Annotated in this window: 24 protein-coding genes; 23 read left to right on the forward strand and 1 reads right to left on the reverse strand. The window is 32.9% G+C overall.

Annotated elements, in window-relative coordinates; all coding sequences use genetic code 11:
• Window positions 1-8: 8 nt before the first annotated feature.
• From rplR to rpsI, 21 genes are all read left to right on the forward strand, one after another.
• The gene (gene rplR, locus ACWJKE_RS14460; RefSeq protein WP_165414251.1) at window positions 9-371 is read left to right on the forward strand and encodes a 50S ribosomal protein L18; all 363 of its coding nucleotides are present in this window, start codon (window positions 9-11) and stop codon (window positions 369-371) included.
• Window positions 372-388: 17 nt separating this feature from the next.
• Window positions 389-886 (forward strand): 30S ribosomal protein S5, encoded by a 498-nt coding sequence (rpsE, locus tag ACWJKE_RS14465; RefSeq protein WP_165414252.1) that lies wholly within the window; start codon window positions 389-391, stop codon window positions 884-886.
• Between the two features lie 12 nt (window positions 887-898).
• The gene (rpmD, locus tag ACWJKE_RS14470; RefSeq protein ID WP_216302368.1) at window positions 899-1,078 is read left to right on the forward strand and encodes a 50S ribosomal protein L30; all 180 of its coding nucleotides are present in this window, start codon (window positions 899-901) and stop codon (window positions 1,076-1,078) included.
• Window positions 1,079-1,096: 18 nt separating this feature from the next.
• Window positions 1,097-1,537 (forward strand): 50S ribosomal protein L15, encoded by a 441-nt coding sequence (gene rplO / locus ACWJKE_RS14475; RefSeq protein WP_165414254.1) that lies wholly within the window; start codon window positions 1,097-1,099, stop codon window positions 1,535-1,537.
• Window positions 1,538-2,818, forward strand: coding sequence for a preprotein translocase subunit SecY (gene secY, locus ACWJKE_RS14480; protein ID WP_220286293.1), 1,281 nt, complete (start codon window positions 1,538-1,540; stop codon window positions 2,816-2,818).
• A gap of 22 nt (window positions 2,819-2,840) precedes the next feature.
• Window positions 2,841-3,494: an adenylate kinase gene (locus tag ACWJKE_RS14485; RefSeq protein WP_216302370.1), complete on the forward strand. Its 654-nt coding sequence runs from the start codon at window positions 2,841-2,843 to the stop codon at window positions 3,492-3,494.
• Entirely contained in the window at window positions 3,491-4,237 is a 747-nt protein-coding gene (map, locus tag ACWJKE_RS14490) for a type I methionyl aminopeptidase (RefSeq protein ID WP_216302371.1), read from the forward strand. The genes ACWJKE_RS14485 and map overlap by 4 nt, the downstream gene beginning before the upstream one ends.
• Before the next feature lie 14 nt (window positions 4,238-4,251).
• Window positions 4,252-4,533: a KOW domain-containing RNA-binding protein gene (locus ACWJKE_RS14495; protein ID WP_216302372.1), complete on the forward strand. Its 282-nt coding sequence runs from the start codon at window positions 4,252-4,254 to the stop codon at window positions 4,531-4,533.
• Window positions 4,534-4,540: 7 nt separating this feature from the next.
• Entirely contained in the window at window positions 4,541-4,759 is a 219-nt protein-coding gene (infA, locus tag ACWJKE_RS14500) for a translation initiation factor IF-1 (protein ID WP_125002904.1), read from the forward strand.
• Window positions 4,760-4,774: 15 nt separating this feature from the next.
• Entirely contained in the window at window positions 4,775-4,888 is a 114-nt protein-coding gene (rpmJ, locus tag ACWJKE_RS14505) for a 50S ribosomal protein L36 (RefSeq protein ID WP_021122033.1), read from the forward strand.
• A 129-nt stretch (window positions 4,889-5,017) separates the two neighbouring features.
• A complete protein-coding gene (gene rpsM / locus ACWJKE_RS14510; protein WP_216302373.1) occupies window positions 5,018-5,386 on the forward strand; it encodes a 30S ribosomal protein S13 in 369 nt (122 codons plus the stop codon).
• Window positions 5,387-5,401: 15 nt separating this feature from the next.
• Window positions 5,402-5,794, forward strand: a complete 393-nt coding sequence (gene rpsK, locus ACWJKE_RS14515) for a 30S ribosomal protein S11 (protein ID WP_165414260.1) — start codon at window positions 5,402-5,404, stop codon at window positions 5,792-5,794.
• Between the two features lie 57 nt (window positions 5,795-5,851).
• Window positions 5,852-6,472: a 30S ribosomal protein S4 gene (gene rpsD / locus ACWJKE_RS14520; protein WP_165414261.1), complete on the forward strand. Its 621-nt coding sequence runs from the start codon at window positions 5,852-5,854 to the stop codon at window positions 6,470-6,472.
• 63 nt (window positions 6,473-6,535) lie between these two features.
• Entirely contained in the window at window positions 6,536-7,483 is a 948-nt protein-coding gene (locus ACWJKE_RS14525) for a DNA-directed RNA polymerase subunit alpha (RefSeq protein WP_216302374.1), read from the forward strand.
• A 12-nt stretch (window positions 7,484-7,495) separates the two neighbouring features.
• Complete coding sequence (gene rplQ / locus ACWJKE_RS14530; RefSeq protein ID WP_165414263.1) at window positions 7,496-7,837, forward strand: 50S ribosomal protein L17; 342 nt, start codon at window positions 7,496-7,498, stop codon at window positions 7,835-7,837.
• A gap of 80 nt (window positions 7,838-7,917) precedes the next feature.
• Complete coding sequence (locus ACWJKE_RS14535) at window positions 7,918-8,763, forward strand: energy-coupling factor transporter ATPase (protein ID WP_220319772.1); 846 nt, start codon at window positions 7,918-7,920, stop codon at window positions 8,761-8,763.
• Window positions 8,748-9,602: an energy-coupling factor transporter ATPase gene (locus ACWJKE_RS14540; RefSeq protein ID WP_165414265.1), complete on the forward strand. Its 855-nt coding sequence runs from the start codon at window positions 8,748-8,750 to the stop codon at window positions 9,600-9,602. The genes ACWJKE_RS14535 and ACWJKE_RS14540 overlap by 16 nt, the downstream gene beginning before the upstream one ends.
• A 78-nt stretch (window positions 9,603-9,680) precedes the next feature.
• Entirely contained in the window at window positions 9,681-10,484 is an 804-nt protein-coding gene (locus ACWJKE_RS14545) for an energy-coupling factor transporter transmembrane component T family protein (RefSeq protein WP_216302376.1), read from the forward strand.
• Between the two features lie 62 nt (window positions 10,485-10,546).
• Window positions 10,547-11,287: a tRNA pseudouridine(38-40) synthase TruA gene (gene truA, locus ACWJKE_RS14550; protein ID WP_165414267.1), complete on the forward strand. Its 741-nt coding sequence runs from the start codon at window positions 10,547-10,549 to the stop codon at window positions 11,285-11,287.
• Between the two features lie 164 nt (window positions 11,288-11,451).
• Window positions 11,452-11,886, forward strand: a complete 435-nt coding sequence (gene rplM, locus ACWJKE_RS14555) for a 50S ribosomal protein L13 (protein WP_165414268.1) — start codon at window positions 11,452-11,454, stop codon at window positions 11,884-11,886.
• A gap of 24 nt (window positions 11,887-11,910) precedes the next feature.
• Window positions 11,911-12,303, forward strand: coding sequence for a 30S ribosomal protein S9 (gene rpsI, locus ACWJKE_RS14560; RefSeq protein ID WP_165414269.1), 393 nt, complete (start codon window positions 11,911-11,913; stop codon window positions 12,301-12,303).
• Window positions 12,304-12,418: 115 nt separating this feature from the next.
• Here the strand turns inward: rpsI and ACWJKE_RS14565 are convergent, their stop codons facing one another.
• Window positions 12,419-13,063: a superoxide dismutase gene (locus ACWJKE_RS14565; RefSeq protein WP_220286296.1), complete on the reverse strand. Its 645-nt coding sequence runs from the start codon at window positions 13,061-13,063 to the stop codon at window positions 12,419-12,421.
• Between the two features lie 393 nt (window positions 13,064-13,456).
• Here ACWJKE_RS14565 and ACWJKE_RS14570 point away from each other — a divergent pair, with 393 nt between their 5' ends.
• Together ACWJKE_RS14570 and cwlD are read left to right on the forward strand one after the other, a co-directional pair.
• Window positions 13,457-15,073, forward strand: coding sequence for a Na/Pi cotransporter family protein (locus ACWJKE_RS14570; RefSeq protein WP_216302378.1), 1,617 nt, complete (start codon window positions 13,457-13,459; stop codon window positions 15,071-15,073).
• Between the two features lie 224 nt (window positions 15,074-15,297).
• Window positions 15,298-16,011, forward strand: a complete 714-nt coding sequence (cwlD, locus tag ACWJKE_RS14575; RefSeq protein ID WP_220286298.1) for an N-acetylmuramoyl-L-alanine amidase CwlD — start codon at window positions 15,298-15,300, stop codon at window positions 16,009-16,011.
• Window positions 16,012-16,179: the final 168 nt, after the last annotated feature.

The raw sequence follows: 16,179 nt of genomic DNA on the forward strand, positions 1-16,179 counted from the left end.
TGAATGATGTGTTCAAGAAGGAAGATAGACAAAAGTCAAGAGTTAAGCGTCATCTTAGAGTTCGTAAAAAGATCTCTGGTACAGCACAAAGACCTAGATTAGCTGTATATAGAAGTGAAAAGAACATATATGCTCAAGTAATAGATGATGTTGCAAGAATCACACTAGTTTCTGCTTCAAGCGTAGATAAAGCTTTTGAACAAAAGATAGGAAGCAATAAAGATGCTGCTAAATTAGTAGGAAAAATGATTGCTGAAAGAGCGCTTGAAAAAGGAATAGAAGAAGTAGTATTTGATAGAGGCGGATATGTATACCACGGTAGAGTGCAAATTCTCGCTGAGGGAGCAAGAGAAGCTGGACTTAAATTCTAAGAGAAGGAGGGAAACACATGAAAATAGATCCTAGCACATTAGATCTTAAAGAAAAAGTAGTTAATATAAACAGAGTTGCTAAGGTTGTTAAAGGTGGAAGAAACTTCAGATTCAGCGCACTAGTTGTTGTTGGAGACGAAAACGGACACGTTGGCGTTGGAATGGGTAAATCTGTAGAAATTCCTGAAGCAATTAGAAAAGGAATAGAAGATGCTAAAAAGAACTTAATAAATGTAGCTATGGTTGGAACAACTATTCCACATACTATTGATGGAAAGTTTGGTACTTCGGTTATACACATAATGCCAGGTGCTGAAGGTACAGGAATTTTAGCTGGTGGTCCAGTTAGAGCAGTTCTAGAATTATCAGGATTAAAGGATGTTAGAGCTAAATCTTTAGGCTCTAGTAATGCAAGAAATGTGGTTAATGCTACTATCGAAGGTTTAGCAGGTTTAAGAACAGTAGAAGACGTTGCTAAATTAAGAGGCAAGACCGTAGAAGAAATTTTAAGATAGGAGGGGAAAACCTTGGCTAAAGTTAAAATAACATTGGTTAAAAGCTTAATAGGTAGAAAGAAAGAACACATAGCTACAGTTAATGCTTTAGGATTAAAAAAAATAAGAAATAGTGTTGAGCACGAGGAAACTCCTCAGATCAAAGGTATGATAAACAAAATTATATATCTAGTAAAAGTAGAGCAAGTATAAAAAAGAGGAGGTGTTGACATGAAACTTCAAGATTTAAGACCTGCGGAAGGTTCCAAAAAATCTCCTAAGAGAATCGGTAGAGGTACTGGTTCAGGATGGGGAAAAACTGCAGGAAGAGGTCAAGATGGACAAAACTCTAGATCAGGTGGAGGAACAAGACCAGGATTTGAAGGAGGTCAGATGCCTTTATACAGAAGATTACCTAAAAGAGGGTTCACAAATATTTTTGCGAAAAAATATTCTTGTATAAATGTAGATAGACTGAATATGTTCGAAGATGGTACAGAAGTTACAACAGAATTGCTATTAGAGAGAAGAGTCATAAGAAAAGCATATGACGGAGTTAAGATACTTGGAAATGGTGATTTAGAAAAGAAATTAACTGTAAAAGTATCAAGATTTTCTAAAGGAGCAGCTGAGAAAATTGAAACAGCTGGAGGAAAAGTTGAGGTGATATAAATGTTATCAACCCTACGTAATGCCTGGAAAGTTCCTGATTTAAAAAAGCGTATGATATTCACGCTACTTATGGTTGCAATTATGCGGATGGGTATTTATATTCCTGTTCCTGGTGTAGATGCTAGCAAACTTGTAGACTTAACTAGTAATGGTGGAACTTTAATTAGTTTTTATGATATGATGTCAGGTGGTGCATTAAGTAAATTTAGCATTTTTGCTATGGGTGCTGGTCCATACATAAACGCATCAATTATAATGCAGTTACTCGTAATAGCAGTCCCGTATTTAGAGCAACTTTCTAAAGAAGGGCTTGAAGGACGTAAGAGAATACAAGATCTTACTAGATATGTTTCAATAGTGCTGGGTGCTTTACAGGCCCTCGGTATGTATGCAGTTATTGCAGGTACTGGAGCATTCTCAGATACATCTAGTTTAGCCATATTTTTAGTGATACTAACGATGACTACTGCATCAACATTTTTGGTGTGGATAGGTGAACAAATCACAGGTAAAGGTATAGGTAATGGTATTTCATTAATAATTTTTATTAATATTGTATCTGGATTACCTTCAACGGTGTATAAAATTGCTGAACTTCAGAAGGCAGGCACTGTAAATTTTGTAGAGGTTATGATGTTTATTGTAGTTGCTATAGCATTATTAGTTGCAGTAGTAATAGCAAGTTTAGGTGAAAGAAGAATTCCAGTTCAATATGCTGGAAAAGCTGTTGGAAACAAGGTTTTTAAAGGACAATCAACTCATATTCCAATTGGTGTAACTGCATCTGGAGTTATCGGTATAATTTTTGCAATGTCAGTAATGACATTCCCAGAAACAATAGCACAGATTAAACCGACATCTTCAATTGCAAAGTTCATTGTAGGAAGTCCTTGGAGCATATTTGAAAGAAACAGTTGGAAGTATTCATTGGTGTATTTTGTATTAATAGTATTCTTTACATGGTTTTATACTCAGGTAACATTTAAACCAGATGAAATGGCTGAAAATATGCATAAATCATCAGGTTTCATACCAGGAATTAGACCGGGTGAGAATACAGCAACTTATATCGATAAGGTATTGACTAAGATTTCGATACTGGGAGGAACTTTTGCCGCTGTTATAGCAATATTCCCTATTTTTATAGAGGGATATACTCACTTTAAGGGAATATATTTTGGAGGTACAATGTTATTAATTATGGTGAATGTTGCTCTTGAGACTTTAAGACAACTTGAATCACAATTAGTAATGCGGCATTACCAAGGATTCCTTAAATAAATTATTACCAGGAGATGATACTATGAGAATAATCTTGTTAGGTCCTCCGGGAGCCGGAAAAGGAACGCAAGCAAAATCCATAAGTAATAAATTTTCCATACCACATATATCAACAGGGGACATATTCAGGAAGAATATTTCAGAAAAAACCCCTCTTGGAATTGAAGCTAAGAAACATATTGATAAGGGGCACTTAGTCCCAGATGAATTGACTATAGATATAATCAAGGATAGGTTAAATAATGAAGATTGTAGTAATGGATTTTTACTAGATGGCTATCCTAGAACTGTTAATCAAGGTGAAGCCTTAAAAACTTTATTAGACGGAAAGGGTAACACCCTTGATACAGCGTTATTAATAAAGGTGCCTAGAGAATTTATTCTAGGTAGAATGACTGGTAGAAGGGTTTGTCTTACATGCGGTGCTAGCTATCATATTACATTCAATCCGCCGAAAGTGGACGGAAAATGTAATTTGTGTGGAAGTGATATTGTACAAAGAGCTGATGACACTGAAGAAACCGTTAATGAACGGATAGACATATATGAGGCTCAAACACAACCATTGATAAAGTACTATGATGATAAAAACTTACTATCAGTAGTTGATGGGACGCTAGAAATTAACAGCGTGTTTGAAAGTATCTGTGGTATCTTAGAAGAAATAAAAAAATGATAAACATAAAAAGTGATATGGAAATTCAATACATGAGAAGTGCGGGTAAAGTGGTTTCAGAAGCTCTTGTAATAATTGAACAGGTAATAAAACCTGGAATAACCACTGCAGAACTGGATAAATTAGCTGAAGAGTTCATAGTAAAACAAGGTGCTAAACCATCTTTTAAGGGTTATTGTGGATTTCCAGCTTCCATATGTACATCTGTTAATGATGAAGTGGTTCATGGGATTCCATCTAACCGTATTTTACTTGAAGGAGACATAATTAGCATAGATTGTGGTGCCATATTAAATGGCTATCATGGAGATGCTGCTAGAACTTTTCCAGTAGGAAAAGTATCCAATGAAGCTACAATGCTCATTGAGGTCACTAAAAACAGTTTCTTTAAGGGTGTTGAAAAAGCTATAATCGGTAATAGATTATCAGATATATCTGCGCAAATTCAGTGTTATGCTGAAGGCCATAGATATTCTGTGGTTAGGGATTTTGTAGGTCATGGAATTGGTAAGTCAATGCATGAGGAACCAGAAATTCCTAATTATGGTGTTCCAAATAGAGGACCTAAGTTAGTTCATGGTATGGTACTTGCAATTGAACCTATGATAAATATAGGAAAGCATTATGTCAAAGTAAAGTCTAATAAGTGGACGGTAGTAACGCGAGATGGCAGTTTATCTGCACATTATGAAAATACTGTTGCTATTTTAAAAAATGGTCCTGAAATATTAACTTTGAACTAATAGAGGTGAATGATTTGGAGAAAAATAGCCTTATAGGTAAGGTAGTACATTCTAAAGCGGGAAGGGATATGCATAGAAATTTTATTGTGGTAGGAATACTAAATAACGAATATGTGTATATTTCTGATGGAGAGTTAAGAAAGATTGAGAAGCCTAAGAAAAAGAAGGTTAAACATCTAAAATTTACTCACACAGTAGCTGAGGAAATTAGAGATATAATTTTATCTAATAAAGAGGTTACTAATTCTAAAATTAAAATATTTTTGCAGTCTGCAGATATTGGTAAGGAGGTTTAATTACCTTATGTCAAAAGATGATATAATTGAAATGCAAGGTGTGGTATTAGAAACTTTGCCCAATGCAATATTTCAAGTTGAGCTTGAGAGTGGGCATAAAATATTAGCTCATATTTCAGGAAAGTTAAGAATGAATTTCATAAGAATATTACCAGGAGACAAGGTTACAGTAGAACTTTCCCCATATGATTTGACTCGTGGGAGAATAACTTGGAGAGACAAGTAATAAGGAGGGTTAGCTATGAAAGTAAGGCCATCAGTTAAACCTATGTGTGAAAAATGTAAGGTTATAAAGAGAAAAGGAAGAGTAATGGTTATCTGTGAAAATCCTAAACATAAACAAAAGCAAGGTTAATCGGTTTTATTTACAAATGATATTGAATTAAATATCAAAGCTAATATATTAATAAATGTTTATCATATCGTTTTTAATTATAGATGTGATAAATTATAACAACAATTACGTGGGAGGTGTAAACAGTAAATGGCAAGAATAGCAGGTATTGACCTACCAAGGGAAAAAAGAATTGAAATAGGTTTAACATATATATTTGGTATTGGTTTAACTAAATCACAGGGAATCCTTAAAACAACAGGAGTAAATCCTGACACAAGAGTTAAGGACTTAACTGAAGAAGAAGTTAATGAATTAAGAACATACATCACTAAGAACTTTATTATTGAAGGTGACTTAAGAAGAAGAGTTGCACTAGATATAAAAAGGTTAATGGAAGTTGGATGTTATAGAGGAATAAGACATAGAAAAGGTCTTCCAGTAAGAGGACAAAAAACTAAAACTAATGCTAGAACAAGAAAAGGCCCTAAGAAAACAATGGCGGGTAAGAAGAAATAGTAAGGAGGGAATGTAATGGCTCAAAAAGTTAAAAGAAGTAGAAGAAAAAAAGAAAGAAAAAATGTTGAGCACGGTTGTGCACACATAAAGTCTACTTTCAATAATTCCATCGTTACACTTACAGATGCAGCTGGTAATGCTTTATCTTGGGCAAGTGCAGGTGGATTAGGTTTTAGAGGATCAAGAAAGAGTACTCCATTTGCAGCTCAAATGGCAGCAGAAGCTGCTACAAAAGCAGCTATGGAGCACGGATTAAAGAGTGTTGACGTATTCGTTAAAGGACCAGGAGCAGGTAGAGAAGCGGCAATTAGATCACTTCAAGCGGCTGGATTAGAAATTACATTAATCAAAGACGTTACTCCAATTCCACATAATGGATGTAGACCACCGAAAAGAAGAAGAGTATAGTACTTAATATAGTAATTAGTAGATTAATTAGTAGAGTAAATAGGAGGTGTAATTTGAATGGCAAGATATACTGGAGCTACTTGTAGACTTTGTAGAAGAGAAGGCATGAAGCTAAACCTTAAGGGTGATAGATGCTTTACAGATAAATGTGCATTTGCCAGAAGAGGCTATGCACCAGGACAACATGGACAGAGTAAGAAAAAAATGTCTAATTATGGATTACAATTGAGAGAAAAACAAAAGGCTAAGAGAATATACGGAGTGCTTGAAAGTCAATTTAGAAGATACTATGAAAAAGCTGACAAGTTAAGAGGAATAACAGGTGAAAACTTATTAAGACTTTTAGAAGTTAGACTTGATAATGTAGTTTATAGATTGGGTTACGGAAATTCAAGACAAGAAGCTAGGCAACTAGTAACTCACGGACATTTCTTAGTTAATGGTAAAAAGGTAGATATTCCTTCTTACAGTTTAACAGCAAATGAAGTAGTATCTGCATGTGAAAAGAGCAGAGCTACTGAGAAGTTTAAGGTTTTCATTGAAAATCCTAAAGCTTTACCAAATTGGTTAGAAGCTAACTTAGAGAAATTTGAAGGAAAAGTTTTAGCACAACCAACTAGGGAAGATATAGATGTTCCTGTTAATGAAACGTTAATCGTCGAGTTATACAGCAAATAGTCATTAATATAGAATCAGTTGCCCTCATAATAGGTTGCCAATTAAAAAAGAGGAGGGTTTATTATGTTAGAGATAGAAAAGCCAAAAATAGAATGTGTAGAAACAGCTGAAGATGGTTCTTATGGTAGATTCGTAATTGAACCATTGGAAAGAGGCTATGGTATAACTTTAGGGAATGCATTAAGAAGAATTCTTCTTTCTTCATTACCTGGAGTTGCTACAAGTGCAGTTAAGATTGATACAGTACTTCACGAATTCTCCACTGTTAAAGGTGTTAAAGAAGATGTTACAGAATTAATTCTAAACATCAAAAGCTTAGCACTTAAAATGGAGGGAGAAGGTCCTAAAACAATTTATATTGATGCTAAAGGACCTGGAGTAGTTACTGGAGCAGATATTAATACTGATGGAGATATAGAAGTCGTTAATACCGATTTACATATAGCAACATTAGATGATGATGCTAAATTATACATGGAACTAACTGTTAACAAAGGTAGAGGATATGTGTCTATGAGTAAAAACAAGACAGATGAATTGCCAATAGCTACAATACCAGTAGATTCAATTTACACTCCAGTTAAGAGAGTAAATTTTGCTGTTGAAAACACTAGAGTAGGCCAGATTACTGATTATGATAAATTAACTATTGAAATTTGGACTAATGGAACAATTAGACCAGATGAAGCTATTGGTTTATCAGCTAAAATCCTTATCGAACACTTTAAGTTATTTATGACATTAACAGATCATGCTGATAATGTTGAAATAATGGTTGAAAAAGAAGAAGATAAGAAAGAAAAAGTTCTTGAGATGACTATTGAAGAACTTGACCTTTCCGTTAGAAGCTATAATTGCTTAAAAAGAGCTGGAATTAATACAGTTCAAGAACTAACAGAAAGATCAATGGATGATATGATGAAAGTTAGAAATTTAGGTAAGAAATCACTTGAAGAAGTTGAACAGAAACTTCAAGCTTTGAGTTTGAACTTAAAACTAACTGAAGAGTAAGGAGGAGAACACATGGCACAATATCGTAAATTAGGACGCGCCACTGATCAAAGAATTGCAATGTTTAGAAGTCTTGCAACTAATTTGTTGAAATATGGAAAAATTGAAACTACAGTAACTAGAGCAAAAGAAACTAGAAAATTTGCTGAAAGAATGATAACTCTTGGAAAAAGAGGAGATCTTCATGCTAGAAGGCAAGCACTTGCATTTATTACTGAAGAAAGCGTTGTTAAAGATTTATTTGAGAATATTGCACCCAAGTATGCTGAGAGAAACGGCGGATATACTAGGATAATGAAAATGGGTCCAAGAAGAGGCGACGCAGCAGAAATGAGCATAATAGAATTAGTATAGTTTGAGAAAAGGGGATTAAGTGGGAACAAACTTAATCCCCATTTTCATATTCATATTTATAAACGTAGGGAGTGACACTTATGGGTGAAAAAATGGTTATATGTAATAAACTTGTTTATAAGTACCCTCGAAGTGAAGATGAACAACCTAAAGTAGCCATAGATGGATTAGATTTAGAGGTTAACAAGGGTGAATTTTTAGTAGTATTAGGTCATAACGGCTCAGGAAAATCTACCTTTGCTAAACATGTAAATGCACTTTTAATACCAACTGAAGGGGAAATCTATGTAGATGGATTGCAAACCTCTGTAGAATCTAATCTATGGAAAATTAGGAATGTAGCTGGCATGGTATTTCAAAATCCAGATAATCAAATTGTTGCAACGATTGTAGAAGAAGATGTAGCATTTGGTCCAGAGAACTTAGGCCTAGATCCTAAAGAAATTAGACAAAGAGTGGATGAATCATTAAAAAATGTAAAAATGTACGAATATACAAAACATGCTCCACATTTACTTTCAGGTGGTCAAAAACAAAGGGTAGCTATCGCTGGTATTCTTGCTATGAGGCCGAAGTGTATTGTTTTTGATGAACCAACAGCTATGCTTGATCCATTTGGGAGAAAAGAAGTTATTAGAACTATTAAAGAAATAAACAAAAAACATGGCATAACAATAATTTTAATAACCCACAACATGGAAGAATCAGTAGAAGCTGATAGAATTGTAGTTATGGATAGTGGCAAAATCGTAATGAATGGAAAACCTAAAGAAATATTTAGAAATGTACCTGTTATGAAAAAAATAGGTTTAGATGTTCCAATGGTGACAGAACTAGCGTATGAACTTAAGCAAAGTGGTATTAATATAGAAACAGATATATTAACTATAAATGAGATGGTGAATGCATTATGTCAATTAAAATAGAAAACTTAACGTATATATATATGCCAAAAACTCCTTTTGAAAAAAAAGCTATAGATAATGTATCTATAGAAATAAAGCAAGGGGAATTTGTAGCACTAATTGGGCATACAGGTTCAGGGAAATCTACCCTAATACAACATATAAACGGACTGTTAAAACCAACATCAGGTAGAATATTAGTAGACGACATAGATATAACAAACAAAAATGTGAAATTGACAAACATAAGAAAAAAGGTTGGACTAGTATTTCAGTATCCTGAATATCAACTTTTTGAAGAAACTATTGAAAAAGACATTGCTTTTGGGCCACAAAATTTAGGCTTAGATAATGATGAAATAAACAAAAGAGTTCAGCGAGCTATGAAAATTGTTGGACTGGATTATGAAGAGTATAAGGACAAATCACCTTTTGAAATAAGTGGTGGTCAAAAGAGAAGAGTAGCTATTGCAGGAGTAGTGGCTATGCAGCCAAAGGTCTTAATTTTAGATGAACCAACTGCAGGACTCGATCCAAAAGGAAGAGACGATATCTTAAGCAAGCTTGTTGAATTGTACAACCAAAATGACATGACTATAATTTTAGTATCGCATAGTATGGAAGATGTGGCCAAGGTTGCAAATAGAATTGTAGTAATGGATAAAGGAAAGTGTATTCTAGACGGGTCGCCACAGAAGGTATTTAGTGAAATAGAATTATTAGAAAGTGTAGGTCTAGCAGTGCCACAGGCAACATACTTAATTAGGGAACTACGTAATAAAGGATTCGATTTATCACAAGATATATTTACCTTAGAAAAAGCTAAACAAGAATTGCTTAGAATATTAAAAAAGAATTAGTATAAATTTTTTGTATTAAGAAGACATCATATATAAAGCAGTAATATGTGCTTCTTTCAGCACAGTGGAGGAATTTGTATGATCAAAGATATTACAATAGGTCAATATATACCAGGGGAGTCTTTTGTACATAAATTAGATCCAAGATTTAAGATACTAATATCCCTTTTGTTTATTGTGGACCTATTTTTGGTAAATAATTTTATAGGCTATTTATTTATAATTATATTTCTTTTAGCCACAATAATAATAGCTAATTTGTCATTTAAGTACATTTATAATGGGTTAAAGCCTATTTTAGTTTTATTACTTATTACAGCAGTATTAAACATTTTTATGACTAGCGGGAAAGAGTTAAATTTAATTTTTCACTATGGGTTTATAAATGTTTATAAAGAAGGTCTAATAGTTGCAGCGTTTATGATTCTTAGACTTGTGTTTTTAATTATGGGAACATCAATATTGACATTAACTACATCCCCAATAGAGTTAACAGATGGCATAGAAAATCTTTTAAATCCATTTAAAAGAATAGGCGTGCCAGCCCATGAGTTAGCAATGATGATGACTATTGCATTAAGATTTATTCCCACTCTTATGGATGAGACTGATAAAATTATGAAAGCACAAATGGCAAGAGGTGCTGATTTTGAGTCTGGGAATTTGATAAGTAGAGCAAAAAGTTTAATCCCTATTTTAGTACCCTTGTTTATAAGTTCTTTTAGGCGGGCTGATGAATTAGCAATGGCTATGGAATCAAGATGTTACAAAGGTGGAGAAGGAAGAACTAGAATGAAACAACTAAAGATAACAAAAAAAGATTATGTTGCAAGTTTTGCTTTTACACTGTTGTTTATTATTACTATTGTTAGTAGAACATAATATTCTACTAAAGTGCAAAGGATTATTAAATCCTAGGTATAAATAGAAAAGGACGTGGAATAGTGAAAAATATAAAGCTCATAATAGAATACGATGGAACAAACTATTCAGGTTGGCAAAGGCAAAAGCAAAATAATGTTAGAACTATTCAAGAAAAAATAGAGCTTGCTATTGAAGAGATTACAGGTGAAAAAACTCAAATTACGGGGTCTAGTAGAACAGATGCCGGAGTTCATGCAAAAGGGTATACAGGAAACTTTTATACTGATAGTAAAATATCTGCGGAAAAATTCACAGGAGCTATAAATAGTAAGCTCCCCTTAGATATTGTGATTTTACATTCTATTGAGGTTCCATATGAGTTTCATTCAAGGTATAATAGTAAAGGGAAGCGGTACAGTTACACTATACTTAATAGGCGAGAGTCTGTTGCCGTAGGACGTAATTACATATATAACCATAAAGAGATATTAGATGTAGATGCTATGAAACTAGGGGCGTTATATTTTATAGGTACTCATGATTTTTCTGCATTCAAAAATCTGGGCAGTTCGGTTAAAACTTCTGTACGAACTATTTCGCAACTAGATATAATAAAGGATGAAGAACTTATAAAAATATATATTGCTGCTGACGGATTCCTTTATAATATGGTTAGAATAATAGTTGGAGCGCTAATTAGGGTTGGAGAAGGAAAAATTAAACCTAATGAAATTAAAGATATAATTGAGTCAAAAGAGAGAGCAAAGGCTGGAAAATCTGCTCCACCCGGGGGATTATGTTTGGAGGAAGTTTTTTATTAAAATAAAAATCAATAAAATTCAAACAGCACGTGTAAAAACATTGACACACCCGGTAGAATGTATTATACTTATTAATGTTTGTATAAAATATCGTGTATAAGATCCACTAGCCCCGGATCTTTAGCATAGGAAGTTAATTGTTAAAAGTTCAGGGAGGGAAAATAATGAAATCATACTTAGCAAAACCACTAGAAGTAGAAAGAAAATGGTTCGTTGTAGATGTAGAAGGAAAAGTTTTAGGAAGAGCAGCTAGTCAAATAGCAGCTATATTAAGAGGAAAGCACAAACCAACATTTACACCACATGTTGATACAGGTGACTTTGTAATTGTAATAAATGCTGATAAGATAGTTTTAACTGGTAAGAAATTAGACCAAAAAATGTTAAGACATCACTCTTTTTATCCAGGTGGATTAAAAGAAGTTCCATATAGAATAGCAATAGTTAAAAAACCTGAGTTTATTTTTGAAGAAGCAGTAAGAAGAATGCTTCCAAAGGGACCATTAGGTCGTCAAACACTTAAAAAATTAACTGTATACAGAGGATCAGAACATAAAAATGAAGCACAAAATCCAGAACCACTAGTGCTTAAATACTAATTAGATTCGGAGGGAGGATACATAATGGCAAAGGTTCAATATATAGGAACAGGAAGAAGAAAAAAATCAGTTGCTAGAGTAAGACTTGTACCTGGCGAAGGTAAAATTGTTATAAACAAAAGAAACATAGAAAATTATTTTGGATTAGAAACTTTAATTCTTATAGTTAACCAACCTTTAGTATTAACTGGAACTAAAGATAAATTTGATATTCTAGTTAATGTAAATGGTGGTGGATATACAGGTCAAGCTGGAGCAATAAGACACGGTATTTCTAGATCTTTATTAAAAGCTGACGAAACTTTAAGACCAGAGCTTAAAAAAGCAGGATTTTTAACAAGAGATCCAAGAATGAAAGAAAGAAAGAAATACGGCCTTAAAAAAGCAAGAAAAGCATCTCAGTTCTCAAAGAGATAGTCTTTATAAAGTCAAAAATCCCTCAAACAATCATGTTTGGGGGATTTTATTTCTTTTAAACTTATAAAATGATTTAAAATCACCTATAACTTACAAATGTTTAGAAAGTTATCTATTAAAAAAGACTATATGGATAATATCTATGTTGGTTCATATTCGCCGATCTCATTGAAAAAACGTATTTTTCGAATCTGTCATTTAAAATACTCCAATTTATATTTTCAATAAACGTAGAAATATATTTTTTCTTATCTGTTCCAAAATCCATGAAATATGCATGCTCATAAACATCCATTACTAATATGGGGAAAGATTGCCATACTGCTCCAGTATCGTGTGAATCGCTTCCTATTATGTGTAATTTGCTATCAAGCGAATCAATAGAGAGAACTACCCAACCTCTCATGGATAATCCTACATTTGTAAGATAGGAGATAAAATCATCATAGGTCGCAAACTGATTTATTATAGCATTAAATATGGGACCATAAGGGGTGTTACTTCCCCCAGTCATGTTTTCAAAATAAAGGTTGTGAAGCTTTACCCCATTCAGTGCATATGTTTCGCCCAGTTTTAAACTGCGCATTTTGGAATAAGTAGCATTGCTATCAGTATAATTACCGGGTATATAGGGAATGTTCCAAATTTCATTTAATTTGCTTACGTAACCCGAATATAGTTTGTAATGCTCATCTAGCTGCTTCTTGGAAAAGCCATTCACCGATTTAAAATCAAAAATGTAAGGCTTTAAATTGTACATTAGATCACCTCTATAAAATATTTTATTCCATTATATTTTAATTATATGATATGTAATGGAAATTTATTATAATATTATTTTATATGGATAGTTAAATCATCTCCTGTGGAGCTTCAACAGCTTTGAAGAAGCTGCATTGACGACTTTAGAAGGAGCTTTATACTCCCACTGAAGTTTTTATTTGTTAGGGTATATAACTACCACTTATAGAGGTGGGAGACTTCCCCTCTGGAATGTCGTTAAAAGTAAATACCTCATATGTTATGTTTGTGTTAAGTTTTTTAAAGTCTATGTTAAATATGTCGTAAATTACTTAACATAAAGTATAAACCTATAGTATTATTTGTGTGAATGATTAAAATACTTATAATACATTAGACATGGAGGAATTTTATGCAGGCTATAAATATGGTTATAGGCCTTTTTGGAGGCGTCGGGTTATTCTTATATGGAATGAAAATGATGGGTGATGGGTTAATAAATGCATCAGGTGAAAAACTCAAAAAGATATTTGATAAAATAACATCTAATCCTATTAAAGGTGTAGCTACAGGAGCTGCAATAACAGCAGTTATTCAAAGCAGTAGTGCAACTACAGTAATGGTAGTTGGTTTTGTTAATGCAGGACTTATGGACCTATATCAGGCAGCGGCGGTAATTATGGGAGCGAATGTTGGAACCACTATAACAGCGCAGCTAATTGCATTTAAACTTGATAATATAATGCCAGTATTTTTAGGAATAGGTTCTTTAACAATATTATTTTCAAAAGATAAAAAGGGTAGGGAAACAGGCAATATTATATTAGGCTTTGGTATTCTTTTCTTAGGAATGGAATTAATGAAGAATGCTATGTCTCCACTAGCCAATTCGCCAGCTTTTGCAACTTTAATAATGAAATTGGAAGGAAATACTATCTTAGCAATTTTAACAGGAGTACTTATGACTTCAGTACTCCAAAGTTCTTCTGCGTCCACGGGTATTTTAGTAGCATTAGCTTCTACATCAGCACTGCCACTCGGAGTGGCGGTACCAATTTTATTTGGTAATAATATAGGCACATGTATAACGGCTTTATTATCGAGTATAGGAACGTCTAAAACAGCAAAGAAAGCAGCTCTAATACATCTGTTTTTTAATATATTTGGTACATTAATTTTTATTCCACTAATAAACCCAGTAATACAACTTGTACAAGTTATAACACCGGGTGGGAGTATAGGTATAAAAAGACAAATTGCGAATGCCCATACAATATTTAATATAACAAATACCATAATTATGGTGCCATTTATTAGATATCTCGTTTTACTTGTTAACAAGATTATACCTGGAGAAGATGAAGTTGTAATAATGGGGGTTAAGTATATAGATGATAGATTACTAGAGACACCAGTTATTGCGGTTGGGCAAACATCGCAAGAGGTAGTTAGAATGGCTAACTTAGCAAAAGAAAATGTACAGCTTGCTATGGAGTGTTTTACTAACAATAACGAAAGTAATATAAGAACTGTTTATGAAAATGAAAAATTAATAAACTTACTTGAAGATGAAATTACATCATATTTAGTAAAGCTTTCATCAACACAATTATCGGAGGAACAAACTAAAATAGTAACTTCTATGTTCAATGTAGTAAATGATATAGAGCGTATAGGAGATCATGCTGAAAATTTAGTGGATTTAACTAGTGAAAAGATTCAAAAGAATTTGAAATTCTCAAAAGAAGCTATAGAAGAGTTAGATGGAATGTATAAATACATAGTAAATGCCCTAGAAATTAGTATTGAGAGTTTTGAAAACAATGATATTATGAAAGCAGAATCCGTTATGGCAATAGAAAGTAGAATTGACAGTTTAGAAAACGAATTAAGATCATCACATATAAGAAGATTAAATAGTAGCGGATGCGGGGCTACAGTTGGGACAATGTACCTAGATATTATTAGCAATTTTGAAAGAATAGGAGATCATGCAACCAATATCGCAGAAGTGGTAATAAACAAATAATCATAATTTATATAAGTGAAATATATTTACATAGAACTTGAGGAAAGCAGAAAGCAGTCGCTATAATTTTTAGCGGGTGCTTTTTGTTTTCCGTTAAATTGTAAATATAAATACTGTATATAGATTTTTATAAAAAAGGATCTAAAGCAAATATGAAAATACTAATAAATCATCTGCAAGTTGAATAAAGTTAACATATATTAATAAATAAAAGGGTGGATGAATTGAGGTATAAAAATAACAAATTAGTAGCTATTATCATAGTAATCATTGTAGGGATGGTAGGCTTTATAGGCGTAAATCTAAGCTTTTCAAAAGAAACTATGAATGCTAGTAAAGGGAATAAAAAAATACTCATCGATGCCGGACATGGAGGGATGGATGGTGGCACAAGCTCTCAAAATGGTACTGTAGAAAAAGATATAAATTTAAGTATAGCAAAAAAGCTTAAAGAGAGCTTAAAAAAAGCAGGATATGAGGTAGTTATGACAAGAGAAGAAGATACAGGATCTTATTCAAAAAGTGGAACTATAAGGTCAAATTACAATGAAGATTTAAAAAATAGATGTGATTTAAAGAAATCAAGTAATTGTGATATGTTAATTAGCGTTCATTTAAATTATTTTTCACAGAGTAAATATTATGGAGCACAAGTATGGTACTCAGATTATAAAGATAGCGTTACATTAGCTAGTACAATTCAAAAAAACCTTAGGGTAGATTTGGATCCCAATAATAAGAGAATACAGAAGCCTGCTAAAAATGCTTACAAGTTATTAAGGGTGAATGACAATATGCCAAGCGTTATAGTGGAATGTGGATTTTTATCAAACAATGAAGAAGAACAAAAATTAAAGTCAGATGAATATCAAAGAAAAATTGCAGACTCCATAAGCAAATCTGTAGACGAGTTTTTTAAAAGTAATCCAAAAGAGTAAATAAGTATAATGGAGCAAGTTTGGACTAGTTTGAATAATAATACTTATTTAAATGTGGGTAACCTAAAAAGGCATATTATTTTAGAAATATGCTTTTTGGTTTGTAATTAAATTTTCATAATAATACAGCTTTGAAGATGACGATGAACAGATTTAAAAAGGATAATT

This window comes from Clostridium sp. CM036 (assembly GCF_055081135.1).